This is a genomic window from Vineibacter terrae, assembly GCF_008039615.1.
GTDB lineage: Bacteria > Pseudomonadota > Alphaproteobacteria > Reyranellales > Reyranellaceae > Vineibacter > Vineibacter terrae.
Genome location: NZ_VDUZ01000033.1, coordinates 78,234 through 101,788 on the forward strand (window position 1 = coordinate 78,234; position 23,555 = coordinate 101,788).

Consider the following 23,555-nt stretch of genomic DNA (forward strand, 5'->3'; position numbering starts at 1 on the left):
CGAATGAAGCTGTTCCGGACCCCTTGTGGTCGGCGAAACCCCGCAAGGCAGTGTCGAAGCCATCTGCCGTTTCGATCCCGAGTGAGCCGAAGAGCGCCGTGCAGATCACGACCCCGATGGGTAGCGCGGTGCAAGAAAAGTTCAACGGAAGAGGAGCTCTGTCATGAAAACGCGTATTCTCCTTTCTGCCGCCGGCCTTCTCATCCTATCGGTCGGAGCCATCGCTCAGACGCAGCAGCCGGATCACCAGGAACATCATCCTCCGGGATCGCCGCAGACCCAGGCGGCACCGCCGGCTCCGCCCGCCGCGCCTCCGGCACCTCCGTCGGCGGCAACTCCGGGCCAAGGTCAAATGCCCATGGGTCAGATGCCTGCGAGGCAAATGATGCAGGGGATGCCTGAACAGTGCCGAGCAATGATGCAGAACATGCCCGAGAATTGCATGTCGATGATGCGGCAGATGATGCAGGGCCGCATGGGCATGACGCCTGACGGCATGCAAACACAGCCCGTCAATCAGTCGGCTGCGACAAAGGCCTATATGGAGGCGGCCGAGCGCATGCACGGCCCAATGATGGAGGGCATCCAGGCGAGTGATCCGGATGTTGCATTCGTCCGAGGGATGATTGCGCATCACCAAGGCGCGATCGATATGGCGAAGGTCGTCTTGCAATACGGGAAAGACGGTCAAACGAAGAAGTGGGCCAACGACGTCATTCGCGAGCAGCAGCGCGAAATCACCGAGATGCAGGAGTGGCTCAAGAAAAATGCCCGCTGAGGGCAATCGGGCTGCCCGGCTTGCTCCGACCAGCCCACGAGCTCGGCATGAGCATGTACGAGCATGAAACCTACTTTTGGCCTCAATCGCTGCGGCGCTGTTTGGTCAGAAGTTCGCAACTCGCCGACTGCCCAAGACACCTCGAATCCGCGGAGATATTCAGATGAGCAACTTGCGTGAATTTCTAGGCTCCAAGCGTGGATTGGCCGTGTGCCTGGTCCTGGCGGCGCTAGGCGCATATCTTCTCTGGTCTCACACCGGGCATGTGCTCTCCGCACTGCCGTACGTCATCCTCCTTGCCTGCCCCTTGCTTCATCTGTTCGGCCATGGGCACGGGCATGGAAGCCGGCATGCTCATGCTGATCATGACCCACAAGATTCCAGAAAGAGACCTGCGCCGTAATGATCGAGCGGTGGTGCACCTAAGAAGTCAAATGCCGGTCAGGTTCGGGTCGCGGAACTCATTTCTCTCATAGCGCTCGGCGTCGGCGTGCTGACTTTCATTGCCTGGCTGATTCTCGGGGCCGAGCCGGCATATGCCGTGGAGAGACTCGTCACGGTCCTAGTCATCGCGTGTCCGCACGCACTCGGACTTGCTGTCCCGCTGGTGATCGCGATCTCCACGACGATCGGTGCCCGCAATGGCCTCCTCGTTCGAGATCGCCGAGGCCTGGAAGAGGCACGTTTGCTCGACGCAGTGGTTTTCGACAAGACGGGCACGCTCACGCTTGGGGAACACCGTGTCGTCGGGATGCGTGCAGCCAAAGGTGTCCGAGAAGATGAAGCTTTGCGCCTCGCTGCTGGCATCGAGCGGGACGCCGAACATCCGGTCGCCAAAGCCATCGTGGCCAGCGCGACCGAACGGGGCCTCACCGTCCCGCGCGTCACCGGCTTTGAGGTTCTCCCGGTCCGTGGGGTACAGGCCGACTTTGGCGGGCGTCAGCTAGCGGTTGGTGGCCAAAATCTAATACGTGGCGCCCAGATTGCGGTGCCCGCTGAGATCGAATCGTTCAGTACCGAAGCAGCCGAACACGCACAGAGCGTCGTTTACCCGGTGGAAAATAGGCAGGCCCTTGCAGCCTTCGCGGTCGCGGATGCAGTACGCCCGGAGTCTGCGGAAGCGGTACGCCAGCTGCATGCACAAGGCATCGAGGTGGTCATGCTGACCGGCGACGCTCGCGCGGTGGCGGATTCTGTCGGTCGGAAACTGGGGATCGATACCGTGTTCGCCGAAGTGCTTCCTCAAGATAAGGTCGCCAAGATTCAGGAACTGCAGCAGCACGGTAAACGTGTCGCCATGGTCGGCGACGGTGTGAACGACGCGCCGGCGTTGGTGGCGGCTGACGTTGGAATCGCAATCGGCGCTGGGACTGAGGTAGCGGTGGAGGCGGGCGACGTCGTGCTGGTCCGTAGCGATCCGCAGGACATGCCCCGCATCATTGCTCTCTCCCGGGCGACCTATCGGAAGATGGTACAGAATCTTTGGTTGGCATCTGGCTACAATATTGTGGCCATTCCGCTGGCCGCCGGCGTGCTGGCACCGATGGGCATTTTACTTTCGCCTGCTGTTGGAGCCGTGCTGATGTCGGTCAGCACCGTCATCGTTGCCATGAATGCTCAACTGCTTCGACGAACGGTGCTTTAGCGATGATGGTGACGGACGCGCCGGTGAGCGACTGACCTTGGAGGCGCTGATTGAGCCGGGCGAGCACATCCTGATCGGCAACGTCAGCGGTCGCGTCCGTTGGCGGCCCTGCTCGTGTGACGATTCCACCTATAAGACCGCCAGAGGGGCTGGCAACGTCTACCTCTCGTCCGTTGCAGCATCCAGGCGTGCTCGGGCGCTCGCGACATCTCTCTGAAGATGCCCTTCAAAGGGGTTGTGAGCAGGGAGACGCAGCGCTTCGGCGAACTCGGCATGGCCGAGTGGGTCAACCAGATTGGCAACGTGGTGGCGAAGGTGTCCTATGAAAACGGCGTCCCTATCGTCCGGCTCGATCGGCTCACCTTCGTCGACAGGGTCACAAACCCGACAGCTATGCTTCCCCAGGTCCATTGGTCGCGGCACCTCAGCGCGTAGCGATCGCGATGCGCTTGACTGTCACCCGCCGGCCTTTTGCCATGACATCGATACGTTGAGCCTGCGCCTATCCCCGGATGAGCGCTTTGGCGGGATCACCCGGGTCGTGGCAGCCCTTGGCTTCCGCCACGGTCAAAGAGCAGAGAGCCGCGGCGTCGGCCACCCAGTCCGGCAGATCGCCACGAGTACCAGGACGGCGCGCGATGCCGACGCGTCGCCGGCCATTGAGGGTCAGGGATCGGCTTCCGAGGTGTGCGAAGATGGAAAGATGAAGGTAGCGTTCAAGATAGCGTTCAAGATAGGCGCGGGCGACAAAACGGCCGAATAGACCGGACAGCGCGACCTTGACTTCGCGTGCTTGTCCCAGCGGCTCTTTGAAGATGAAAGGAGTTCCCGGACCGGTCGCGGTTAGCAACGCATCCAGTATGGACCATGCACCATAGGCCGCACCGGGTGTCTGAAGCACCTCGCGAATGCCCGCATCCTCGATCTCGGAAGCCTCAAGATCGACCGTTGGTCCAACTACTGGGCCCTGGTCTGCCGGGTCGAAGCTATGGATGAAGGTCCTCGTCATAGCGCGCGCGCCGGTTTGAGATGTCGTGTTCGAAGGCGATGGCCATGGCGGTGATTTCGACGAGCCGGGGTACGGCTTGGTGGTCTTCGGGACCGACTTGAAGGGATCCAGGGCCATGGCGCCACGGCCAGACACATGTTTCAGATTGCGGGTCACTAAGATCAGTCCGTGAACTCGGGCGGTTGCGACCAGCCCGGTGTCGTCGACGGTATTCAACCAGGCCGCCACGTTCCCGTCCGGTCCGGTCTTGCCGATCTCGCGGAACACGTTGGTGTCGAGGAGAAATCTCATTTCTCCTCGTCCAGGACCTCATCCAGCGTTTCGAGGCCGGCGCCCTTGATCGCACGCTTCACTGTACTGGATGGGTAGGGCCGGCCTGCCTTCGGGTGGGCGTCTGCGTAAGCCTTCGCAGTAGCCACCGCCGCCTGGGTCAACGAGGGATAGTCTTCACAGATCTGCTCGGGCGTCATGCCGCCGCCAAGAAGAGCCGCGACACGGTACACTTCGACGTCCGTGCCTTTGAGTATGGCTTCACCATTCTGGCGGAACTCGACCTTCTCAGCCAACGTCGCCAACTCACGCGCCCGCTTGCGCACTTCGGCTTTCAAATCGTCGATCGCCACGCTGAGCCGACCGAAGCGGACTTCGTGTGCGCGCTCAACCGATACGCGTTTCAGGGCGTGATAGAATTCGGTCCGGGCCTTGGGCGTGAGCTCGTCGCGAAGCGTGCGGACCGCGAACAGGTACAGGACGTCGGCCCACTCCACTGCGCGCACCGCGCTGCCCGCCTTCTTGACCAGCTTCGCCCGGACGGGACCCTCATCAAGAGCCTTCTTGACCGTCTTGACGGGCTCACGAAGCACGAAGGCCACTTCGGCGGCCGTAAAGGCAACGGCGTCAGCCATAGGATATGTCTCCTAATACGACCCCGAAATAGGGTTGAATTAGGATAGATTCAAGTCTGAACGTCGGAAGCGGCGACTGCTGGTTCGCTCCTCGCCATCCGCAGGTGAACTCTTCGGGAAATTTGTTCTTGATTTGTTCACATTAATATGTAATATGTCATGTGAATCTGGGCAGTCCTATCGCATCCGACAGCGGGACCGCGATCGCCACCCGACATCCGCACGCATCTGCCGCCGCAGGGAGCGAGGCCATGAACGCGCTCGTTTGTGAAAGCTTGCACCCGCCCACATCGGCTCCGGTCGAGGCTTGGCCCACGATCGACCTCGGTCTGCTGGACGAGCGGTACGGCGCACCGCCAGCGTTCCCGCTCGACGTGCTGCCACCGTTCTGGCGCAGCTGGACGCGGGAGGCGACGGCGCGTTCCGGCGCGCCGGCCGACTATGTGGTGCTGTCGTTGCTGACCGCGGCGGCGAGCCTCATCCCGGGCCGGCGGGTCATGCCGTCGCCAGGCTGGGTGGAGCCGTGCATCCTGTGGGCGGCGCTGGTCGGGCCGCCCTCGTGCGGCAAGACCCCGGCCGTGGAGGCGGCGTGCCGCCTGCTCAACGGGGTGTGGGACCGGCGTCAGCTCGGGCCGCACAATCCGGACGGGGCGGTATCGCCCGCGCCACTGCTCACCAACGGCACGACCATCCACACCATCCTCGACGCGATGCGCCAGGCCGAGCCTCGCAGCCCGTTGCTGGTGCGCGACGAGAACGGCGGCTGGCTGGCGCACATGGCGCGCGGCACAAGCGACGGCAGCGCCCATGCGTTCTGGCTCTCGGCGTGGTGCCAGCGCAACCTGGACTTCGGCTGGCGCGGCAAGACGGTGGAGCTTGACGGACCGTCGCTCTGCATCCTGGGCACGACGCATCCCGACACGCTGGTGCCGGCCTTGAACCGCGACGACGGTGGCGTGCTGGCGCGCTTCCTGTTCGTGCGCCCGGCGGCAGCGGCGTCATGGGCGCCGCTGACACGCGCGGACGCGTTCGCGCCCGAGGCGATCGCTGCCCTTCAACGACTCTACGAGAACCCGTGCGACACGCGCGATCTGTCGCTGACGGGCGAGGCGCATGTCACCTTCGATCGTTTCCGTCAGGCGCACCGTGCCCCGGTCGATGACCTCGCCGGCAAGGCAGCGGCGTGGTGGGGCAAAGGGCCGAGCCAGGTGCTGCGGCTGGCGGGCGTGCTGACGTTCCTCGACTGGGCAGCGAAACCGCAGGGCACGACCGAGCCGGAACGGGTGTCGGCCTGGGCCATCGAGGCGGCGGTCCGGCTGTGGCGCGACTACCTGTGGCCGCACGCGCAGATGACGTTCCGCATTGCCGGCGCCGGTGGGGAGCGCGAGAGCCGCGAGCGCCAGGTGCTGCGCTGGATACGGGCGCAGTGCCTGCCCGAGATCTCGCGCGAGCAGATCCGCCGCGAGGCGCTGTCGCAGGCGGTGGACGCCGCCGGTGCCGACCGGCTGATCGCCGAGCTGGTCGAGGCCGGCTGGCTGCGGCCGGTCGAGCCGGCGAAGGGCGGCCGTGGCCGCCGTCGCCGCCGCTGGCACGTGCACCCCGACCTGCTGGGAGCGCGCCCATATCCTGAGCTTGCCGATCCTGAGCTTGCCGAAGGATCCAGTGGCGCATCGCCCGGAGCACAAGCGGAGGGCGAGCTTGCGGCGCTTGATCCAGACAGCGTGCCTGGCATTTCCGCAAGCGCGTCGGACGCGGCTGCGGCTGCCGCTCCAGAGCACGTCGACCCGGGCGCCGCTCCATCCGCTTCCGCAATTCGCGCAAGCGCGCCCGACATCGATGCCGCCAATGTCCAGCCTCTCATACGTACGGACGACCCGGTGACGGCCGCGACTGAAGTCATCGCCACCGCCGGCGATGATGGTGTGCCGCAGCTGAACGCCAAGACCCGGCGTCGTTTGCGTCGGTGTGAGAAGTTCGCGCATTTGCGCAACGGGGTTGAACCAGTACGGCAGGGCGTCGTGGCATGACCGGCTGCGCGGCAAGGCATTCGCATATGACCTCGCTGTCATCCCGAGCGCCAGCGAGGGATCTCCTGCGGCACGGCGCACGGTGCGCAATTCGCGGGAGATCCCTCGCTACGCTCGGGATGACGGTAGGAGCATATGCGAATGCCCTGGGCGGCGCCGGGCGTCCATTTCCGGGATCGCCGCCGCAGCGGCACGTCACGACAGCGGGGCGAGATCACCCAGGATCGTGGGAATGAATTCGGCGATGGTGGGATGGATGTGCACGGCACGCTGCAGGACGGTGTAGGGCGCCTTGGCGTACATGGTGTCGAGCACGCAATGGATGGCTTCGTCGCCGCTGGTGCCCAGGAACGCGGCGCCGAGGATCTGCCTGGAGTCGGCGTCGACCAGCACCTTCATGAAGCCCTCGGTCTCGCCCTTCTCGAAGGCGCGCGAGACATCCTCCATGGCGGTCCTGGCGATCAGCGCGCGCCGGCCGCTGCGGCGCACCTCCGCCTCGCTCATGCCGGCGCGGCCCAGGGGTGGGTCGGTATAGAGCGCATAGGCCGGGATGCGATCGCTCAGGCGGCGTTGGTCGCCGTCGAGCAGGTTGGCCGCCACGATCTCGAAGTCGTTCCAGGACGTATGCGTGAAGGCGCCGCGCCCGTTGCAGTCGCCCAGCGCCCAGATGCCGGGCACGCTGGTGCGCAGCGCGTCGTCGACCTCGATGTAGCCGCGCTGGTCCACCTTCACGCCGGCGCGGTCGAGCCCCAGGTCGTCGGTGTTGGGCCGCCGCCCGGTCGCGACCAGCAGGTGCGAGCCCCTGACCTCGCGGGCGCCCTCGTCGCAATCCAGCGCCATCACGATCTCGCCGTCGCGTCGGGACAGGCTGAGGCATTTGGCGCTGGTGCGGATCGCGACGCCTTCGCGGCCCAGGAATGCCGCGACCGCCGCGGAGACGTCTTCATCCTCGCGCGGGATGAGGCGCGGCCCGATCTCGACGATGGTGACGTCGCTGCCGAAGCGGCGGTACATCTGCCCGAACTCGAGGCCGATATAGCTGCCGCCCAGCACCAGCAGGTGTCGCGGCAGGAAGTCGACATCCATCATCGAGCTGTTGGTCAGATAGTCGATCTCGTCGAGGCCCGCGATGTCGGGCGCCGCGGCCCGGCCGCCGACATTGATGAAGATCCTGTCGGCGCCCAGCACCGCGCCGCCGACCTCGACCTCATGCGGCGAGCGGAAGCGCGCATGGCCCTCGTAGACGGTGCCGTTCTCGAGCTTCTTCAGCGATCGCTCGACCCCCTTGTTGGACAGGCCGGCCACGTAATCCTTGCGCGCCTTGACGCGCTTCATGTCGACCGTGATCTCGCCGCCGACGGAGAAGCCGTAGTCGGCGCCGCGCCGCGCCATGTGCACGGCATAGGCGCTGGCCACCAGCGTCTTGGTGGGTGTGCACCCGGTGTTGACGCAAGTGCCGCCGAAGCGGCCGCGTTCGATGATCGCCACCTTCATGCCCGTGCCCGCCAGCCGTCGCGCCAGCGCTGGTCCGGCTTGCCCAGTCCCGATGATGATCGCGTCGTAGGTCGTCATGCCGCTCTCCGGGAGTAAATGTGGTCGTCGCCCCAAGACGGTCGAGGTCTGCTGTGTCAGCGCTCCTTGGTTGTTGCGGCGCTTCGTGCGGGCACCGTTCAAGAACGCGTTCGCCATCAGGCCGGCGTGGCGATCCGCTTCAGGTTCTCGCTGAGCCAGCGCGCCAGGCCGGTCACGCGCGCGTCCTCGTGCTGCTGGCCCATGAGCTGCACGCCGACGGGCATGCCGCCGACGCTCATCAGCGGCACGGTCACGGCCGGCGCGAACAGCATCGAGGAAGGCGCGTTGAACACGAAATCGCCGGTCGGGCGCGGCGCCAGCGGCTGGCCCGGCACGTCGCCCGACCAGACCGGCGCCGGGCCGGGGCAGGCAAGCGTGATTGCGGCGTCGGCCAGCGACGCCACCGCCGCATGGGCCAGCTGCGCCTGCTGGCGGGCGAGCAGGTTGGTGCGGTAGTCGTCCGGCGTCATGGCCTCGGCCTTGGCCAGCGTCGCCTTGGCACGGACGCTGAGGCCATCGGGCGCCGCATCGAGCATGCCGCGCTGGTACCAGCGGTTCTCCCAGCTTGTGATGCCGTTGCATACTGCCCGTCCGTTGGCGACAGCCTGCTCCAGCGCTTCGACGAACGGATGGTCGGCGCGGCGGATCAGCGTGACGCCGGCCGCTTCCAGCTGGCCCAGCACCTGGGCGAAGCCCGCCCTGGTCGACGCATCGACGTCGGGCCAGCCTTCGGTCTGCAGCACGATCAGCCGGTTGGGCCTGATCGCGGCAGGCAGCGCATCGGGACCCATCAGGCCGAGCGCGCCGCGGTCGCCGCCGCAGCGCTTGGCCATCTCGATCGCGACATGCCACATGTCCTCGAGGCAGCCGGCGTGCGGCCCGTGCGTGCTCTGGCTGGTGGCAAGCCGCTCGCCGCGGTTGATGCCGCCCTGCGTCGGCTTGAGCGCGACATTGCCGCAATAGGCCGCCGGGCGGATGATCGAGCCGCCAACCTGGGTGCCGATCGCCGCCGGCACCATGTTGGCGGCCACCGCGGCGGCCGAGCCCGAGGACGAGCCGCCGGGCGTGCGCCGGGGATCGAACGGATTGGTGGTCGGCCCGGGATGCGCGCCGCCGAGCTCGGCTGTCACCGTCTTGGCGAGGATCACCGCCCCGGCCTGGCGCAACGCCCACACGGCGGCGTTGTCGCGCTTGGGGAAATTGCCCTTCATCACCGCGCAGCCCATCTCGGTGGGCATGTCCCTGGTCTCGAGCAGATCCTTGATGGCGATGGGCATCCCGTCGATCGACGACAGGGGCTTGCCCGCTTTCCAGCGCGCCGCGCTTGCATCGGCGGCGGCGCGTGCGCCCGCCTCGTTCATGGCGGTGAGCGCCTTCACCACCGGCTCGCGTTGCGCGATGGTTTGGAGGCAACGCTCCAGGTAGGCACGCGGATTGTCGCCGCCATCCGTGAAGCGGCCGGCGGCGTCGTGGAAGGTGAGCGGCTTGTGGTCGGCGTAAGCGGTCATGGTCCGGCACCTGGTGCGAGCGGCTGTTGGCGTCGAACAATGACGGCAGGCGCGCGGCCTGTCGATCGTATCGCTGATCGTGGCCTGTCACTCACCCGTGCGGCCGTGCCACGGGTCGGGGCCCGGATCGCGGCCGGCCGCGACCTCGACCAGGCGTTCCATGTAGTGGGTCCAACCTTGAGCGTGGCCGTCGCATTGCTCGGCGTTGGGCAGGCCGGTCTGGGTCAGGCGCAGCAGCGTCCCGTCGGGCCGTTCGATCAGGTCGATCTCGATCAGGCTCGACCCCGGCGGCACCGCCTCGCTGCCCTCCCAGCCGAAGCTGTAGGCCAGGCGGTGCACCGGCACCACCTCGCGGAAGGTGCCGCGGGCGACGTGCGCGCCGGTGACGTTGACGAGATAGAGGCCGCCCGGCTGCGGCTCGACCTGCGCCTCCGTTCCCATCCAGCGCAGAATCTTCTCCGGGTCGGTCAGAAGGGCGAACACCGCGGCTTGCGGCGCCGGGATGTGCGTTTCGCGTCGAACGACGAGATCCTCTGGCATCGGTCTTCCCGTTGCTTGCGTGTGGAGCGGCTTCAACCTAGCCGCCGCGGCGGCGGGCAGGGAGTAACAACGTGGTCATGAATTGCGGCGCCGGCTGGGCCTGTCGCTCTTTCTGTCATCCCGAGCGCAGCGAGGGATCTCCCGCGAATCGCGCACCGTGCGTCTTGCCGCGGGAGATCCCTCGCTGCGCTCGGGATGACGGGAGCGCCACAGGCGATCGTCCTTCAATCCCGTCACATTTGTCACTCTCGCGTTTCGCGATCCGCCACCACTATGGCGGTGTTCGCCGTGATGAGCATGACAATGCCCGATCCTCAGATGCCTTCCTCCGCCGGCGGCAAGCCGGCCGCCCGCGCCATGGCCGACTGGCTATGCCTCGCGGCAGCGCCGACCTTCGCGGCCATGGCGCTGGCGACCGGCGTCCTGGATGGCGGCCAGCCGGATGTGCTCTGCCTGGGCGCGCCAGGCGCATCGATGCTGAGCGGAATGGCCCTGATGTACCTGCTGATGAGCGCCTTTCACCTGCCGCCCTGGCTGCGGCTGATCGCCGGCCGGCGCCGCGGCGCGCGGCGGACGGCCAGCCGGGCTCAGGCCCGCATGCCCCTTTCCAGCAAGGCCGTGTAGGTGCGGGCGTCGATATTGGCGCCGCAGACCACCAGGCCCACGGTCTTGCCCGCGAGCCGGGCCTGCAGCGGTCCGACCGCCGCCGCCATCGCCGCGCCGCAGGCCGGCTCGACGGCGAGCTTGGCTTCCTCCTGCAGCAGCACCATGCCGGCGCAGATCGCGTCATCGCTCACCAGCACGACGTCGTCGACATAGTGCCGTATGACGTTGAAGCCGAAGGGCAGGGCCATCGGCGGCGCCAGGCTGTCGGCGATGGTCGAGATCTTGTCGAGGGTGATCGGCCGGCCCTCGGCCAGGCTGCGCGACATCGATGCGGCGCCCTCGGGCTCGACGCCGTACACGGCGCAGGCAGGCTTGAGCTGCTTGACCGCCGCCGCGACGCCGCTGATCAGGCCACCGCCGCCCACCGCGACGACGACGGCATCCAGGTCGGGCACGGCATCGACGAATTCCAGCCCGACGCCGCCGGTCGCCAGCGTCACGTTCTCGCCCTCGAACGGGTGGATGAAGGTGCGTCCCTCGTCGCGCACCAGGCGCTCGGCTTCGGCAAAGGACTCGGGCCCCGGCGGCTTGAGGATCACGTCGGCGCCTTCCGCCTTGGCCAGGGCCACGCGGTAGGGATTGGCCGTGGCCTGCATGACCACCTTGGCCGAGAGGCCCAGCCGGCGGGCGGCCCACGCCGCCGCGATGGCATGGTTGCCGGCGCTGACGGCCGTGATGCCAGCGGCGCGCCGGTCCGGCGCGATGGCGCGGGCATTGGACAGCGCGCCGCGCGCCTTGAAGGTGCCGGTATGCTGGAACAGCTCCAGCTTGAGGTGGATGCGCGCGCCCGAAAGCCTGTCGCCGAGCGTCTCCGAGCGCAGCGCCACGGTCGGTGTCTTGACGACATCGCCGGCAAGCTCGGCGGCGCGCTGCCTGATCCTCCCGATGTCGACCGCGGCGATCGCCGATTGTGCCTCGTTGTCCATGCGCCGCCGCCTCCAGAACCTGCTCGGATGCCCGTCATCCCCATGCAGCAGGGTAGAGCGTATCACCTCTGAAGTCAGGACTGTCATCCCGAGCGCAGCGAGGGATCTCCCGCGAATAACGCACGGTGCGCCTTGCCGCGGGAGATCCTCGCTGCGCTCGGGATGACAGAAGGGCCACGTGCGATAGCTTCAGGCCGGCCTGGCGCCGCCGCCCGTCGCGGTGCTGCGCCGGGGCCGGCGCACGGCCCTGACCTTGCCGCTGTCGCCGCCGCCGCAGAAGAACTGATCGCTTCCGTCGGACTCCAGTCCCGACACGCCGACACCCGGCGGCAGCTCGAGCTGCTCCAGGACCTCTCCCGTCTGCGGGTCGATTCGCCGCAGCGCGCTCGCATCACCTTCCCAGGTGCCGTGCCAGAGCTCGCCGTCGACCCAGGTGACCCCGGTGACGAAGCGGTCGGAGGCGATGGTGCGAAGGATCGCGCCCGTCTGGGGATCGACCTGATGGATCTTGCGGTCCCGATACTGGCCCACCCAGAGCGTCCCTTCCGCCCAGGCGAGCCCTGAATCGCCGCCATTGCCCGGTGCCGGGATCGTGGCGAGCACACGGCCGGTCGCCGGATCGATCTTCTGGATGCGGTCCTCGGCGATCTGAAACAGGTGCTTGCCATCGAAGGCGGTCCCGGCGTGGGCGGCGACGTTCAGCGCCCGCACGGGCTCGCCGCTTGCCGGGTCGAGCGCGTTCAGCCTGTCGCCGGACGCGAACCAGACATGCCGGCCGTCGAATGTCAGCCCACCCACCTGCTCGACACCCGAAAAAGGCCCGTACTCACGCAGGATTTCGGCTGCTGCTCTGATCATGCTTTCACCTCAGCCATTTCACCTCAGCCACGTCGTGCCACGATCCTAGCCGCCGGGCAGCGGCGCCGGGAGCAACAAGGTTGTCGTGAATCCCGGCACCGGCGGCGTCATCCAGCGCCGCGCCCGCCCGCGGCCATAGGATTGCACCTTGCCGGCCGCCGCCAGGGAGTCGAGCGCCCGTTGCGCGGTGCGCTGGCTGGCGCCGAGCGCCAGGGCCAGGGCCGAGCTCGACCATGCCTCGCCGTCGGCGAGGAAGGCGAGCACCGCCGCATGCTCGTCCTCGACCGGGCGCGCCAGCACGACGACCTCGCGCGCCCGGCGCGGCACCAGCGCGAAGCCGCGTTTCGTCGCGGTGATGCCGGCCAGGGACCGCAGCGCCCGGCGCAGGCGCCCGATCTCGACCCGCAGCCGCGCGCGATGCGATTCATCGGCCTGCCTGGCGCCGAAAGCGCGCGCGACGAGGGCGTCCCGCGACACGTCCGCGGGCCACGCCTCGCCCAGCGTGCGCGCGAGGACGAACAGCACCGGACGCCGCGCGAGCGGGATCACCGTCAGCGCGCTGCGCACGGCATGGCGGCATGCGTCCACGACCAGCACATCCGACGCCAGCAGCGCTTCGACCTCCTCGAGCAGGAGGGGCCGTTCCGCGCCCCGTGCCAGCAGCCGCGCCGCAGGCGTGCCCAGCACGCGCGCGGCGCTTTCCACCTCCGCCGTCAGCGCCGGGATGCCGGCATCGCGCGCGGCGCGCGCGGCGCCGGCAAGCGCGGCTTGGGCTGCGTCCGTGCGCAGCCGGCGGATCGCGATTCCCGCCACCATCAGCGCGTGTGTGGCCCGGGACGCGGGCGGAAGCGGCGCCGGGTCGACCCCGGCCAGCAGGCGCTCGGCCTCGTCGAGGTGTCCGATCAGCAGCAGGCGCCTGGCTTCGAGATGCCGCGCATGCGCTGCGTTCACGTGATCGCCGTGCTGCTCCAGCGTCGTGCGCGCCGCGTCCAGGGCTTTCGCCGGCCAGCCCAGGTCGCGCGAGACGAACGCGATCTCGGCCTCGGCGACGATGCACCGTGCCCGGGCCACGGCCTCGTTGGGCCCGAAGGCGCGGGCGGCGCGACGCACCAGGTCGCGGGCACGCTCGAGGTCGCCGAGCTGCGCCATCGCGATGCCGCGCAGCGCCAGCGCCGGCGCGTCGTTGCGCAGGGCGACCCGGTTCAGGGCCCCGAGCGGATCACCGGCGGCGAGCGCGCGCGCCGCGGCCGTGATCAGCGAGTCCATCGAAATCCCGACACACTTGTCACTCCCATGCTCCTGCCATCCGGCACCAAATGTATCGCGTGATGCACAGGAGGTTGAAGATGTCCAATCAGGTCGTTTCGCGTGAGGAATGGCTGGCCGCCCGCAAGGCTCTCCTGGCCAAGGAGAGGGCCATGACCCACGCGCTCGATGCGCTGCGCGCCGAGCGCCGGCAGCTGCCATGGGTCAAGGTCGAGAAGCCCTATATGCTCGAAGGACCTGGCGGCAGGTGCACGCTGCTGGATCTGTTCGGGGACCGCAGCCAGCTCGCCGTCTACCACTTCATGCTGGCGCCGGGATCCGACCATGTCTGCAAGGGGTGCTCCTTCATCGCCGATCATATCGACGCGGCGCGGCAGCACTTCGAGCATGCCGACCTGGCTTTTGCCGCCATCTCGCGCGCGCCGCTGGCGCGGATCGAGCAGGTCAGGCAACGCCTCGGCTGGACCTTCCCCTGGGTGTCCTCGCACGGCACCGACTTCAATTTCGATTTCGGCGTGTCCTTCAAGAAGGAGGACATCGCCGCCGGGCGCGCCATCTACAACTACGGTACGCCGATCCAGAACAGCGAGGACATGCACGGCACCAGCATCTTCGCCAGGAACGAGAGCGGCGACGTCTTCCATACCTACTCGACCTATCACCGCGGCGATGAGCTGCTGATGGGCGCCTTCAACTGGCTCGACCTCGCGCCCAAGGGCCGCAACGAGGCCGACGGCGTCATGAACTGGGTGAGGCTGCACGACGAGTATGAACCGCGCCCTGACCGCAGCGGCGGCTGCTGCGGCTGACGTCCAATGGTATGGCCTCCGCGCAAGCCCATGCCGCGCGGAGGCGCCCGCGTTGCCCCACCTCCTGTCATCCCGAGCGTAGCGAGGATCTCCTGCGGCAAGTCGCACGGTGCGCCATTCGCAGGAGATCCCTCTCCTGAGCCTGTCGAAGGGGCGCTCGGGATGACAGCAAGGCACGTGCTCTAGCGTGGCGGCTTCTCGGGCGTGCGCGGGAACGAGCCGCCATGCTCCGGCCATTCCCAGACGTCGCGGTCGGGAGCATCGACATCGACGCCCTGGGCGCGCAGGGCGGCGCGATAGTCCTCGGCATTGTCGTTCGGCTTGTAGCCGAGCGTCGCCCAGTTGGGGTCGACGGTCTTGAGGCGCGTGTTGTTGGAGTAGCCGTTGACCACCATGCAGCCGGGATCGGGGTGGCGCAGCGCGACATCGACCAGCTGCACCGCGTCCGCCGGGCTCAGCCACGTGGCGAGCGAGCGCTGGTCGATCGGCTGCGGCCGGAAGGTGCCGATGCGCAGCGACACCGACCGGATGCCGTGGCGGTCGTAGTAGTTGCGCAGCATGGTCTCGCCCCAGACCTTGAACACGCCATAGAGGCCGTCGGGCCGCGGCGGCAGCGCCGGCGACACCTTCTCGGTGATGGGATAGCAGCCGAAGGCGTGATTGCTGCTGGCGAAGATGATGCGCTCGACGCCGGCAAGCCGGGCTGCCTCGAGCACGTCGAACAGGCCGCGCGCGTTGACGCGGAAGAGATCCTCCAGGGTGTAGCTGCCGACGATGCCGGCGAGGTGCACGACCGCGCGCACGTCGCGCATCATGCTTTCGACGGCCGGCCGGTCGGTGATGTCGGCGACGACGAACTCCTCGTTGTCGGCCAGGTCGGGCACGGGCCGGATATCCGTCAGCCGCAGATGGCGCCAGTGGTCGCGCAGGCCCCGGCGCAGCGTGCTGCCGATCGCGCCGGCGGCCCCGGTGATCAGCACGCGATCGGTCTGGGGATTGATCATGGTGTCCTGCCGTCACGTTGGGGCTATGCACCCGTCACCCGCCAGATGACGTTGCCGACGTCATCGGCCATCAGCAGCGAGCGGCGGTCGTGGCCCAGCGTCACGCCGACCGGCCTGCCATACGACTCCTTCTCGTCCGCGGACAGGAAGCCCGCCAGGATGTCGCGCGGCGGTCCTGCCGGGCGGCCGTCCACGAACGGAACGAACACCAGCTTGTAGCCGCTGAGCGTGCTGCGGTTCCAGGAGCCATGCTGCCCGATCGCCATGCCGTCGGGAAAGCCGGGCAGGGTGCCCGCGGGCATCCAGCACAGCCCCAGCGACGCGGTATGGCCGCCCAGGGCGTAGTCGGGTGTGATGGCCTTGGCGACCATGGCTGGATCCTGCGGCACGCGGTCATCGACCGTCTGCCCCCAGTAGCAATAGGGCCAGCCGTAGAAGCCGCCGTCCTGCACCGAGGTGAGGTAGTCGGGGGGCGTCTCGTCACCGAGCCCGTCGCGCTCGTTGACCACGGTCCACAGGGCACCGGTGGTGGGCTCCCAGGCCAGGCCCACCGGGTTGCGCAGGCCGCCAGCGAAGATGCGGCTCTGGCTGCTGGCGAGATCGATCTCGTAGATGGCGGCGCGGCCTTCCTCCACCGTCATGCCGTTCTCGGCGATGTTGCTCAGGGAGCCGACACCGGCATAGAGCTTCTGGCCGTCGCGGCTGGCCAGCAGGCTGCGCGTCCAATGCCCGGCCGGCTTGAATGCGACGATCTCGCGGCCGGGCGCGGTGATGCTGTCGGCGCCTTGCGTGTAGGGGAACGCGACCACGCCGTCGGTGTTGCCGACATAGAACGTGCCGTCCACGAGCGCCATGCCGAAGGGCTGGCTCTGGTCCTTCAGGAACACCTCGCGCGTCTCGGCGACGCCGTCGCCATCGCCGTCGCGCAGCAGCGTGATGCGGTTGGCGCTGGCGCCCATGGCATCGGCCCGCTTCATCGTGCTGATCATGGCGTAGTCGAAGACCGAGCGCGCCGGGCGGTCCAGGCTCATGGCCTCGGCGACCAGCACGTCGCCGTTGGGCAGCACCTCGATCCAGCGCGGATGGTCGAGCCCGGTCGCGAACGCGTTGACCTTGAGGCCGGGCGCCGCGACCGGCACCTGCCCGGCGCGCCATCCCCGGGCCGTCGGCATCTTCAGGGTCGGGATGCTGCCCTGCGGCCGCGCCGCCGGTATGGCCGGCGCGGCGCCCCAGGCCGGCGCGGGCGCGTCGCCGCCGGTCAGGCGCCGCATCTGCAGCGCCGCTCCGCCGATCACGGCGACGCCACGGGCGACGAGGGTCGAGAAGCTCAATGCCGCTCTCCTTCTTTCAACCGATCCGGGCGGTGCCGCTCGCCCCATCGGCGAATCGCGGCATCACATCGGCGGCGAGCAGCTCGATGGTCTCGACGTCGTTCTTGTAGGCGCTGCTGATCAGCAGCTGGACGCCGGCGTCCTGATAGCGGCCGATGAGGTCGATCACCTGTGGCACCGTGCCGGCGAAGCCGGCGTACTGGTCCGGCAGCGCCAGCCTCCGGCGCTTGGCGGCAAGCGCGGCCTCGTCGCGCGCCAGCACGAAGCCGATGATATTGGTCCTCTCGATATCATCGTAGTTGCGCTGCTCGGCCTCGCAATGGCGGCGCAGCACATCGAGCTTGTGGCGGACCATCTCGGGGCTGCCGCCGACATTGCAGGCATCCGCCAGGCGGGCGACGGCACGCAGCGTCAGCTGCTCGCCGCCGCCGCCGATCATCACCGGCGGGTGCGGCTTCTGGATCGGCTTGGGCTCGAGGATGGCGTCCCGGGCCTGGAAATACTTGCCCTCGAACGTGGTCCGCTTCTGGGTCCACATCGCGATGATCAGCCGGACCGCTTCTTCCATCTGGCGGATGCGCACGGCCGGGCGCGGCGGAAACTCCCAGCCGTATTGCCGGTACTCCGTCTCGAACCAGCCGGCGCCGATGCCGAATGTGAGCCGCCCGCGGCTGATGAGGTCGACGCCGGCCGCGATCTTCGCGAGATGGGTGGGGTTGCGGTAGTGGACCGACGAGACCAGGGTGGCGAGGCGGATGCGCTGCGTCACCGCGGCCAGCCCCGACAGCACCGTCCAGCCCTCCACGAAAGGCTCGTCCGGCGCGCCGACATTGGCGATCTGGATGAGGTGGTCCATCACCGAGAACCAGCAGAAGCCGTGGTTCTCGGCCCATTGCGCCTTCGCCTTGACGGCTTCGAAGATCTCGGCGGGATCGCTGCCGAACAGCCACGACGGATTATGGATGCCGAACTTCATGGAACCCTCGCGGATGTTGCAGGGGCGGCGCGGCCCAGGGTGGCCCGTGCCCGGCAGCGGCGCAAGGCCGGCGCCGACACGACCCGGCGATGTCGAGGCGAGCATCACGGGAGGCGGGTCGATATATACGATCATACATGCCGACGGTCTCGTGAACGGCGTTCCGCCGCAAATTTCTGCGGATCGGATGCAGAAATTACCCTGCGGGCCGTGACGTCATCGCAAGCGCAGGCGCCCCGCAGGTCATGCTATTGCCTGGCCGTTCGGGCGGCCGGTGACTCGGCGCTGGCCGTGAACGCGAAGACACAGGGACCTGGGACAAGATGACCGCCATCGCCAAAATCCTGCTGCTGGGCTCGGGGGAGCTGGGCCGCGAGTTCGTGATCTCCGCCAAGCGGCTGGGCGCGCATGTCGTGGCCTGCGACAGCTATGCCGGCGCGCCGGCCATGCAGGTCGCCGACGAATGCGAGGTCTTCTCGATGCTCGACGGGGCGGCGCTGGGCGCCGCCATCGACAGGCACAAGCCGGATTTCATCGTGCCCGAGGTCGAGGCGATCCGCACCGAGGTGCTGAAGGACTACGAGGATCGCGGCCAGAACGTCGTGCCGTCGGCGCGCGCCACCCTGATGACCATGAACCGCGACGCCATCCGCGATGTCGCGGCGGCCGAGCTGGGCCTGCCGACCTCGCGCTACCTCTACGCCGAGACGCTGCAGCAGATGCGCGCGGCCGTCGACGAGGTCGGCCTGCCCTGTGTCGTGAAGCCCGTGATGTCCTCGTCCGGCAAGGGCCAGAGCACGGTGCGGGCCGCCGACGCTGTCGAGGCCGCCTGGGACTACGCGGTGGCGGGCATGCGCGGCGACCGCAAGCGGGTGATCGTCGAGGCCTTCATCGATTTCGACTACGAGATCACTCTGCTCACGATCCGCACGCGCCAGGGAGTCCTTTTCTGCGATCCCATCGGGCACCGCCAGGAGCGTGGCGACTACCAGGAAAGCTGGCAGCCGGCCGCCATGTCGGCCAGGGCCATCGCCGAAGCGCAGCGCCAGGCGCGGGTGGTGGTCGACAATCTGGGCGGCTACGGCCTGTTCGGCGTCGAGTTCTTTGTGAAGGGCGAGGCGGTCATCTTCTCCGAGCTGTCGCCGCGACCGCACGACACGGGCATGGTGACGATGATCTCGCAGAACCTGACCGAGTTCGACCTGCATGCCCGCGCCGTGCTGGGCCTGCCGATCCCGGCCATCACCCAGTATGGGCCGAGCGCGTCCGCCGTCATCCTGGCCGACCGCGATGCGCAGGATTTCACGGTCCAGGGTCTCGGCGCGGCGCTGCAGCCGGCGTCCCCGGACGTCGACGTCGATGTCCGCATCTTCAACAAGCCCACGACGCGGCCCTATCGCCGCATGGGAGTGGCGCTGGCGCTGGCGCGCAACGGCGACACCGATGCTGCCCGCGCCGCGGCGCGCGCGGCCGCGGCCAGGGTGACGATCGCGTATCGCGGCTGACCGTCAAAGTTGTGCTTGGGCGTGCGGGCGCTCCTGGCGTATGCATCAGGCTCGGTTCATGCGGGACGACAGATCGATGGCGCGCAGGGCAGATGCCGTACCGGCACAGGATGTCGCCGATATCGGCATGGCGATGTGGAAGAAGGAGCGTCCGGACATCGATTGCAGCGGCAAGGCCGTCACCGGCAGGATCCTGCGGCTGGCCGAGGTGTTCATGGCGGCGATGAACACGAACATGTCCCGCTTCGACGTGCGCTACGCCCACTACGCGATCGTCGGCACGCTGCGCGCCGCCGGCAAGCCCTACTGCATGTCGCCGACGGAGCTGCAGAACACGCTGATGATCACCTCGGGCGGCGTCTCCAACCTTCTCAAGAAGGTCGAGCAGATGGGCTATATCCGCCGGCGCAGCGATCCCGGTGACGGAAGGGGCGTGATCGTGGAGCTGACGCGCGCCGGCTTCGCGCTCAGCGAGGAGACGATGCGGGCCCAGGCCGAGACCGAGCGCGGCCTCGTGGCCGCCCTGTCGCCATCGGAGCAGGTGGTGCTGGCCGGTCTCCTCAGGCGCCTCGTGCTGGCCAACGGCTAGCGGCCACGTCGCCGACACGCCTGTCATCGCGACAGGATCGCAGCGATATATCTTTCGGAAAAGATATCTTCCGCTGCACCCCGGGGGGTGATAGCGTCATCGCGCCGCGGCCGCCGGACGGCCCGGGCATATGGGGGAGCAGGCTCAATGTTGCGCATCGGCATCGGCGTCATCGCGTCGGTCTTGCTGTCGGCTGCGGCCGCCCACGCCAACGAGCAGTGCCCGGTGCGCGGCGGCGAGCTCAAGATCCCCTTCGCGATCGACCCCGGCGACCTCACGCCGGGGAAGAAGGCGCAGTTCCCGCCCAGCCAGATCTTCGACCAGATCTACGACACGCTGCTGACGCGCGACAGCACCGGCCTCAAGCCCGGCCTGGCGAGCAGCTACACCGTGGCGCCCGACAACCTGTCGATCACCTTCGCGCTGCGCCAGGGCGTGATGTTCCATCATGGCCGTGAGTTCGAGGCCAAGGACGTCGTCTACACGCTGGAGCGGCTGCTCGATCCGGCGTTCAACTCGCCGTGGGCGGCCCAGCTGAAGTCGGTCGACAAGGTCGAGGCGGTCGACAAGCACACGGTGCGGATCGCGCTCAAGGAGCCGTTCGCGCCGATCCTGAGCATCCTGGCCACGGCCTGGTACACGGCCATCGTGCCCTACGATTTCGCGCCGGCCAACAATGCCAACGAGAAGGCATCGGGCACCGGCCCGTTCATGCTGGTCGAGTATGTGCCCAACGACCACGTCACCCTGAAGGCGAACCCGAATTACTGGGAGAAGGGCTTCCCGTGCCTCGACACGGTGCGCTACATCATCATGCCGGAGCAGCAGGCGCAGATCTCGGCCTTCCGCCAGGGCACGGCGGACCTGGTCGCGCTCACCGACCCGAAGTTCATCCCGATCCTCAAGAACGCGCCGGGCAGCCGGCTGATCGAGCCGGCAGGGGCGGTCAACGAATCCGGCCTGGGGATCAACACCGCCGAAGGGCCGACGAAGGATGTGCGCGTGCGCCGCGCGCTGAGCCTGGCGACCAACCGCAAGGCCGTGATCGACACCGTGCTGTTCGGCTACGGCGAGGTGGGCACCAAGATATCGTGCGGCAAGGCGCCCTACGGCTGGTGCGAGGGCAAGGACCCGCCACTGCCGTACTACGAGCACAACCCGCAGGAGGCTAAGAAGCTGCTGGCCGAGGCCGGCTACCCCAAGGGCCTTGACCTCACCATGCAGGTCAGCCTGCCGCTGGACGTGCAGACGGCCGAGATCCTGGCCGAGCAGTGGAAGGCGGCCGGCATCAACCTGAAGATCGAGCAGAACGCCGACTTCAACAAGCACCTCGACAACTTCATCAACGTGCGCCACCAGCTGTCGATCGTGTCGCTGGTCTGGCAGCCGGACCCGCATGTCGACGTCTACCCGATCTATTACTCGACGTCGAAGATCAACCTGGGCAAGTTCGCCGACCCCAAGCTCGATGCCCTGCTCGACGCCGGCAAGACCGAGCTCGACGTCACCAAGCGGATCAAGATCTACAAGGACATCCAGAGGCTGGTCGCGGACCAGGCCTACATGCTCTATCCCTACACCAAGCCGGTGAGCTGGCAGTACGTGAAGGATTACGTGAAGAACTACAAGACGACGGCGACGGGCTCGTTCTCGCCCATCCGCTACGTCTACATCCAGAAGTAGGGCGGCGCCGCCAGCACGATGAGCCGCTACATCATCCGTCGGCTGTTGCTGCTGGTCCCCGTCCTGCTGGGCGTGACCTTCCTGACCTTCGCGCTGATCCGCGTCATTCCCGGCGACATCGTCACCAACATGATGGGGGTGACGGCCGCCAACAACGCGGAGACCCGGGCCAAGGTTCTGCGCGAGCTGGGCCTCGACCGCCCGATGCTGGAGCAATATGTCTGGTGGCTGGGACGCATCGTACAGGGCGATTTCGGCTATTCCTTCATCCATGGCGGGCCGGTGATCGACCGCATCATGCGCGCGCTGCCGATCACGCTTGAGATGTGCCTGCTGTCCATGGTGATGGCGCTGCTGATCGGCGTGCCGCTGGGCGTGCTGAGCGCGGTGCGGCGCGGCCGGCCGATCGACTACATCGCCCGTGTCTTCTCGCTGCTGGGGGTGGCGGCGCCCAGCTTCTTCATCGGCACGCTGATCGTGATCTTCGGCGCGATCCATTTCCCCAACATGCCGACCCTGGGCTACGTGCCCTTCTTCCAGGACCCGCTGGGCAACCTGGCGCGCATGTTCTGGCCGTCGCTGACCTTCGGCATCGGCATCGGCGCGATCATCCTGCGCTACACGCGCTCCAGCGTGCTGGAGGTGCTGGGCGAGGACTATATCCGCACCGCCCGCGCCAAGGGCCTGTCGCGCTTCAAGGTGATCTTCGTGCATGCGCTGCGCAACGCCCTGATCCCGGTCATCACCGCGGTCGGCGTGTGGACCGCCTTCATGATCGGCGGCACGGTGCTGATCGAGAACATCTTCGCCATCCCGGGCGTCGGCCGGCTGGTGCTGGGCGCCATCCAGAACCGGGACTATCCCATCATCCAGGCCACCGTGCTGTTCCTGTCGTTCGGGGTCGCCATCACGATGCTGGTGGCCGACCTGCTGGTCGCCGTGGCCGATCCGCGGGTGAAGTTCGCATGAGCGTCGCGACCGAGCCCCTGGCGCCGGCCGCCCAGCCGCCGGCAGCGCCGTCGGAGCTGCGCCGGTTCTTGCGCTGCATGCGCCGCGACCCGGCGCTGCTGGTGGGCAGCGTGATCGTGCTGGCGCTGGTCCTGATGGCGCTCTTCGCGCCGCTGCTGGCGCCCTACGGGGCCAACGAGAACGTCCGTGTCATGCTAGGGGCGCCGAGCTGGCAGCATCCCTTCGGCACCAACGTGCAGGGCCGCGACCTCTTCAGCCGCGTGATCCTGGGCAGCCGCAACAGCCTGGGCGTGGCCTTCCCGTCGGTGGCGCTGGCCATCGCCATCGGCCTGCCGGTCGGCATGCTGACGGGCTATATCGGCGGCCGCTTCGACAGCGTGTTCATCCGCCTGTTCGACATCGTCTTCGCGCTGCCGACCATCCTGTTCGCGATCGCGCTGGTGGCCTATCTCGGGCCCAGCACCCGCAACCTCATCCTCACCATCGCGGTCCTCTACATCCCGCGCGTGGCGATGGTGGCGCGGGCGCCGACGCTGTCGATCAAGACCCGCGAATACGTACTGGCGGCCCGCATGTTCGGCTCGGGCTTGCCCTGGGTCCTGCGCAAGCACATCCTGCCCAACATCGCCGGCCCGATGCTGGTCGAGGCCTCGCTGCTGCTGTCGACGGCCCTGCTGACCGAGGCCGCGCTGAGCTTCCTGGGGCTGGGCATCCAGCCGCCGGAGCCGAGCTGGGGCGCCGATCTGGGCAAGGGCCGCGAGTTCATGGAGCTGGGCGTCTACCAGGCGCTGTTCCCCGGGCTGATGATCATGCTCGCGGTGCTGGGCTTCAATCTGCTGGGCGACGGGCTGCGCGACTTCTTCGACCCGCGCATCCGCAAGTCGGCCTGACCGCCGGAAGGGCTATCGCACATGGCACACGAGCGGGCTGCCACACCAGCCGTCATCCCGAGCGCAGCGAGGGATCTCCCGCGAATAACGCACCGTGCG

At 67.8% G+C, this 23,555-nt stretch carries 23 protein-coding genes; 12 read left to right on the forward strand and 11 right to left on the reverse strand.

Translation table 11 applies throughout. The annotated features are described in order from the left end of the window. Positions 1 to 163 precede the first annotated feature (163 nt). The 4 genes from copM to FHP25_RS41515 all read left to right on the forward strand — a co-directional run bounded on the left by copM (position 164) and on the right by FHP25_RS41515 (position 2,858). On the forward strand, positions 164 to 778 hold the full coding sequence (copM, locus tag FHP25_RS41510; RefSeq protein WP_218578589.1) for a CopM family metallochaperone: 615 nt from the start codon (positions 164 to 166) through the stop codon (positions 776 to 778). A gap of 163 nt (positions 779 to 941) precedes the next feature. Beyond that, entirely contained in the window at positions 942 to 1,181 is a 240-nt protein-coding gene (locus tag FHP25_RS25800) for a DUF2933 domain-containing protein (protein ID WP_147849855.1), read from the forward strand. A gap of 87 nt (positions 1,182 to 1,268) precedes the next feature. Beyond that, positions 1,269 to 2,423, forward strand: coding sequence for a heavy metal translocating P-type ATPase (locus FHP25_RS25805; protein ID WP_231712471.1), 1,155 nt, complete (start codon positions 1,269 to 1,271; stop codon positions 2,421 to 2,423). 273 nt (positions 2,424 to 2,696) lie between these two features. After that, positions 2,697 to 2,858 carry a hypothetical protein gene (locus FHP25_RS41515; RefSeq protein WP_218578590.1) on the forward strand — a complete coding sequence of 54 codons (162 nt, stop codon included), beginning with the start codon at positions 2,697 to 2,699 and terminating at the stop codon, positions 2,856 to 2,858. Positions 2,859 to 2,925: 67 nt separating this feature from the next. Here the strand turns inward: FHP25_RS41515 and FHP25_RS41520 are convergent, their stop codons facing one another. Both FHP25_RS41520 and FHP25_RS25820 read right to left on the reverse strand, forming a co-directional pair. After that, complete coding sequence (locus FHP25_RS41520; RefSeq protein ID WP_218578591.1) at positions 2,926 to 3,723, reverse strand: PIN domain-containing protein; 798 nt, start codon at positions 3,721 to 3,723, stop codon at positions 2,926 to 2,928. Further along, positions 3,720 to 4,337 carry a DUF433 domain-containing protein gene (locus FHP25_RS25820; RefSeq protein WP_147849856.1) on the reverse strand — a complete coding sequence of 206 codons (618 nt, stop codon included), beginning with the start codon at positions 4,335 to 4,337 and terminating at the stop codon, positions 3,720 to 3,722. The genes FHP25_RS41520 and FHP25_RS25820 overlap by 4 nt, the downstream gene beginning before the upstream one ends. A 251-nt stretch (positions 4,338 to 4,588) precedes the next feature. Between FHP25_RS25820 and FHP25_RS25825 the strand changes: the two genes are divergently transcribed. Continuing rightward, positions 4,589 to 6,364, forward strand: a complete 1,776-nt coding sequence (locus FHP25_RS25825) for a DUF3987 domain-containing protein (protein ID WP_147849857.1) — start codon at positions 4,589 to 4,591, stop codon at positions 6,362 to 6,364. Positions 6,365 to 6,559: 195 nt separating this feature from the next. Here FHP25_RS25825 and FHP25_RS25830 read toward each other — a convergent pair whose 3' ends face one another. The 3 genes from FHP25_RS25830 to FHP25_RS25840 form a co-directional block, all read right to left on the reverse strand. Beyond that, positions 6,560 to 7,936, reverse strand: a complete 1,377-nt coding sequence (locus tag FHP25_RS25830; protein ID WP_147849858.1) for an FAD-containing oxidoreductase — start codon at positions 7,934 to 7,936, stop codon at positions 6,560 to 6,562. Between the two features lie 116 nt (positions 7,937 to 8,052). After that, positions 8,053 to 9,444 carry an amidase gene (locus FHP25_RS25835; protein WP_147849859.1) on the reverse strand — a complete coding sequence of 464 codons (1,392 nt, stop codon included), beginning with the start codon at positions 9,442 to 9,444 and terminating at the stop codon, positions 8,053 to 8,055. 87 nt (positions 9,445 to 9,531) lie between these two features. Next, the gene (locus tag FHP25_RS25840) at positions 9,532 to 9,984 is read right to left on the reverse strand and encodes an SRPBCC family protein (protein ID WP_147849860.1); all 453 of its coding nucleotides are present in this window, start codon (positions 9,982 to 9,984) and stop codon (positions 9,532 to 9,534) included. A gap of 303 nt (positions 9,985 to 10,287) precedes the next feature. Between FHP25_RS25840 and FHP25_RS25845 the strand changes: the two genes are divergently transcribed. After that, positions 10,288 to 10,608 carry a hypothetical protein gene (locus FHP25_RS25845; RefSeq protein ID WP_231712472.1) on the forward strand — a complete coding sequence of 107 codons (321 nt, stop codon included), beginning with the start codon at positions 10,288 to 10,290 and terminating at the stop codon, positions 10,606 to 10,608. Here FHP25_RS25845 and FHP25_RS25850 read toward each other — a convergent pair. The 3 genes from FHP25_RS25850 to FHP25_RS25860 all read right to left on the reverse strand — a co-directional run bounded on the left by FHP25_RS25850 (position 10,572) and on the right by FHP25_RS25860 (position 13,700). Further along, positions 10,572 to 11,576 carry a pyridoxal-phosphate dependent enzyme gene (locus FHP25_RS25850; protein ID WP_147849861.1) on the reverse strand — a complete coding sequence of 335 codons (1,005 nt, stop codon included), beginning with the start codon at positions 11,574 to 11,576 and terminating at the stop codon, positions 10,572 to 10,574. The genes FHP25_RS25845 and FHP25_RS25850 overlap by 37 nt on opposite strands. A gap of 189 nt (positions 11,577 to 11,765) precedes the next feature. Next, on the reverse strand, positions 11,766 to 12,434 hold the full coding sequence (locus FHP25_RS25855; protein WP_147849862.1) for a Vgb family protein: 669 nt from the start codon (positions 12,432 to 12,434) through the stop codon (positions 11,766 to 11,768). A gap of 45 nt (positions 12,435 to 12,479) precedes the next feature. Then, entirely contained in the window at positions 12,480 to 13,700 is a 1,221-nt protein-coding gene (locus FHP25_RS25860) for a helix-turn-helix domain-containing protein (protein WP_147849863.1), read from the reverse strand. 80 nt (positions 13,701 to 13,780) lie between these two features. On the opposite strand from FHP25_RS25860, the gene FHP25_RS25865 reads away from it, so the two are divergent. Further along, positions 13,781 to 14,509: a DUF899 domain-containing protein gene (locus tag FHP25_RS25865; protein ID WP_147849864.1), complete on the forward strand. Its 729-nt coding sequence runs from the start codon at positions 13,781 to 13,783 to the stop codon at positions 14,507 to 14,509. A gap of 182 nt (positions 14,510 to 14,691) precedes the next feature. Here the strand turns inward: FHP25_RS25865 and FHP25_RS25870 are convergent, their stop codons facing one another. The 3 genes from FHP25_RS25870 to FHP25_RS25880 all read right to left on the reverse strand — a co-directional run bounded on the left by FHP25_RS25870 (position 14,692) and on the right by FHP25_RS25880 (position 17,820). Then, positions 14,692 to 15,513, reverse strand: a complete 822-nt coding sequence (locus FHP25_RS25870; protein WP_147849865.1) for an NAD-dependent epimerase/dehydratase family protein — start codon at positions 15,511 to 15,513, stop codon at positions 14,692 to 14,694. Positions 15,514 to 15,536: 23 nt separating this feature from the next. Continuing rightward, positions 15,537 to 16,784 (reverse strand): PQQ-dependent sugar dehydrogenase, encoded by a 1,248-nt coding sequence (locus tag FHP25_RS25875; protein WP_231712477.1) that lies wholly within the window; start codon positions 16,782 to 16,784, stop codon positions 15,537 to 15,539. Between the two features lie 76 nt (positions 16,785 to 16,860). Further along, complete coding sequence (locus tag FHP25_RS25880; RefSeq protein WP_178133784.1) at positions 16,861 to 17,820, reverse strand: LLM class F420-dependent oxidoreductase; 960 nt, start codon at positions 17,818 to 17,820, stop codon at positions 16,861 to 16,863. A gap of 323 nt (positions 17,821 to 18,143) precedes the next feature. Between FHP25_RS25880 and purT the strand changes: the two genes are divergently transcribed. The 5 genes from purT (at position 18,144) to FHP25_RS25905 (ending at position 23,456) form a co-directional block, all read left to right on the forward strand. Beyond that, a complete protein-coding gene (purT, locus tag FHP25_RS25885; RefSeq protein WP_147849868.1) occupies positions 18,144 to 19,325 on the forward strand; it encodes a formate-dependent phosphoribosylglycinamide formyltransferase in 1,182 nt (393 codons plus the stop codon). A gap of 76 nt (positions 19,326 to 19,401) precedes the next feature. Beyond that, positions 19,402 to 19,914 carry a MarR family winged helix-turn-helix transcriptional regulator gene (locus FHP25_RS25890; RefSeq protein ID WP_147849869.1) on the forward strand — a complete coding sequence of 171 codons (513 nt, stop codon included), beginning with the start codon at positions 19,402 to 19,404 and terminating at the stop codon, positions 19,912 to 19,914. 147 nt (positions 19,915 to 20,061) lie between these two features. Next, positions 20,062 to 21,597, forward strand: a complete 1,536-nt coding sequence (locus tag FHP25_RS25895; RefSeq protein ID WP_147849870.1) for an ABC transporter substrate-binding protein — start codon at positions 20,062 to 20,064, stop codon at positions 21,595 to 21,597. An 18-nt stretch (positions 21,598 to 21,615) separates the two neighbouring features. Beyond that, positions 21,616 to 22,566 (forward strand): ABC transporter permease, encoded by a 951-nt coding sequence (locus tag FHP25_RS25900; RefSeq protein ID WP_147849871.1) that lies wholly within the window; start codon positions 21,616 to 21,618, stop codon positions 22,564 to 22,566. Beyond that, the gene (locus FHP25_RS25905) at positions 22,563 to 23,456 is read left to right on the forward strand and encodes an ABC transporter permease (RefSeq protein WP_147849872.1); all 894 of its coding nucleotides are present in this window, start codon (positions 22,563 to 22,565) and stop codon (positions 23,454 to 23,456) included. Before FHP25_RS25900 ends, FHP25_RS25905 begins: the two co-directional genes overlap by 4 nt. Positions 23,457 to 23,555: the final 99 nt, after the last annotated feature.

Excerpts from the sequence above, each read along its gene's own strand:
- FHP25_RS41520 (WP_218578591.1), bottom strand. The coding sequence starts at position 3,723 with ATGAGATTTCTCCTCGACACCAACGTGTTCCGCGAGATCGGCAAGACC.
- FHP25_RS25830 (WP_147849858.1), bottom strand. The coding sequence starts at position 7,936 with ATGACGACCTACGACGCGATCATCATCGGGACTGGGCAAGCCGGACCA.
- FHP25_RS41515 (WP_218578590.1), top strand. The coding sequence starts at position 2,697 with ATGGCCGAGTGGGTCAACCAGATTGGCAACGTGGTGGCGAAGGTGTCC.
- FHP25_RS25880 (WP_178133784.1), bottom strand. The coding sequence starts at position 17,820 with ATGAAGTTCGGCATCCATAATCCGTCGTGGCTGTTCGGCAGCGATCCC.
- FHP25_RS25890 (WP_147849869.1), top strand. The coding sequence starts at position 19,402 with ATGGCGCGCAGGGCAGATGCCGTACCGGCACAGGATGTCGCCGATATC.
- FHP25_RS25895 (WP_147849870.1), top strand. The coding sequence starts at position 20,062 with ATGTTGCGCATCGGCATCGGCGTCATCGCGTCGGTCTTGCTGTCGGCT.
- FHP25_RS25860 (WP_147849863.1), bottom strand. The coding sequence starts at position 13,700 with ATGGACTCGCTGATCACGGCCGCGGCGCGCGCGCTCGCCGCCGGTGAT.
- FHP25_RS25850 (WP_147849861.1), bottom strand. The coding sequence starts at position 11,576 with ATGGACAACGAGGCACAATCGGCGATCGCCGCGGTCGACATCGGGAGG.
- FHP25_RS25865 (WP_147849864.1), top strand. The coding sequence starts at position 13,781 with ATGTCCAATCAGGTCGTTTCGCGTGAGGAATGGCTGGCCGCCCGCAAG.
- FHP25_RS25905 (WP_147849872.1), top strand. The coding sequence starts at position 22,563 with ATGAGCGTCGCGACCGAGCCCCTGGCGCCGGCCGCCCAGCCGCCGGCA.
- FHP25_RS25845 (WP_231712472.1), top strand. The coding sequence starts at position 10,288 with ATGCCCGATCCTCAGATGCCTTCCTCCGCCGGCGGCAAGCCGGCCGCC.
- purT (WP_147849868.1), top strand. The coding sequence starts at position 18,144 with ATGACCGCCATCGCCAAAATCCTGCTGCTGGGCTCGGGGGAGCTGGGC.
- FHP25_RS25825 (WP_147849857.1), top strand. The coding sequence starts at position 4,589 with ATGAACGCGCTCGTTTGTGAAAGCTTGCACCCGCCCACATCGGCTCCG.
- FHP25_RS25855 (WP_147849862.1), bottom strand. The coding sequence starts at position 12,434 with ATGATCAGAGCAGCAGCCGAAATCCTGCGTGAGTACGGGCCTTTTTCG.
- FHP25_RS25800 (WP_147849855.1), top strand. The coding sequence starts at position 942 with ATGAGCAACTTGCGTGAATTTCTAGGCTCCAAGCGTGGATTGGCCGTG.
- FHP25_RS25870 (WP_147849865.1), bottom strand. The coding sequence starts at position 15,513 with ATGATCAATCCCCAGACCGATCGCGTGCTGATCACCGGGGCCGCCGGC.
- copM (WP_218578589.1), top strand. The coding sequence starts at position 164 with ATGAAAACGCGTATTCTCCTTTCTGCCGCCGGCCTTCTCATCCTATCG.
- FHP25_RS25835 (WP_147849859.1), bottom strand. The coding sequence starts at position 9,444 with ATGACCGCTTACGCCGACCACAAGCCGCTCACCTTCCACGACGCCGCC.
- FHP25_RS25820 (WP_147849856.1), bottom strand. The coding sequence starts at position 4,337 with ATGGCTGACGCCGTTGCCTTTACGGCCGCCGAAGTGGCCTTCGTGCTT.
- FHP25_RS25840 (WP_147849860.1), bottom strand. The coding sequence starts at position 9,984 with ATGCCAGAGGATCTCGTCGTTCGACGCGAAACGCACATCCCGGCGCCG.
- FHP25_RS25875 (WP_231712477.1), bottom strand. The coding sequence starts at position 16,784 with ATGCGGCGCCTGACCGGCGGCGACGCGCCCGCGCCGGCCTGGGGCGCC.
- FHP25_RS25900 (WP_147849871.1), top strand. The coding sequence starts at position 21,616 with ATGAGCCGCTACATCATCCGTCGGCTGTTGCTGCTGGTCCCCGTCCTG.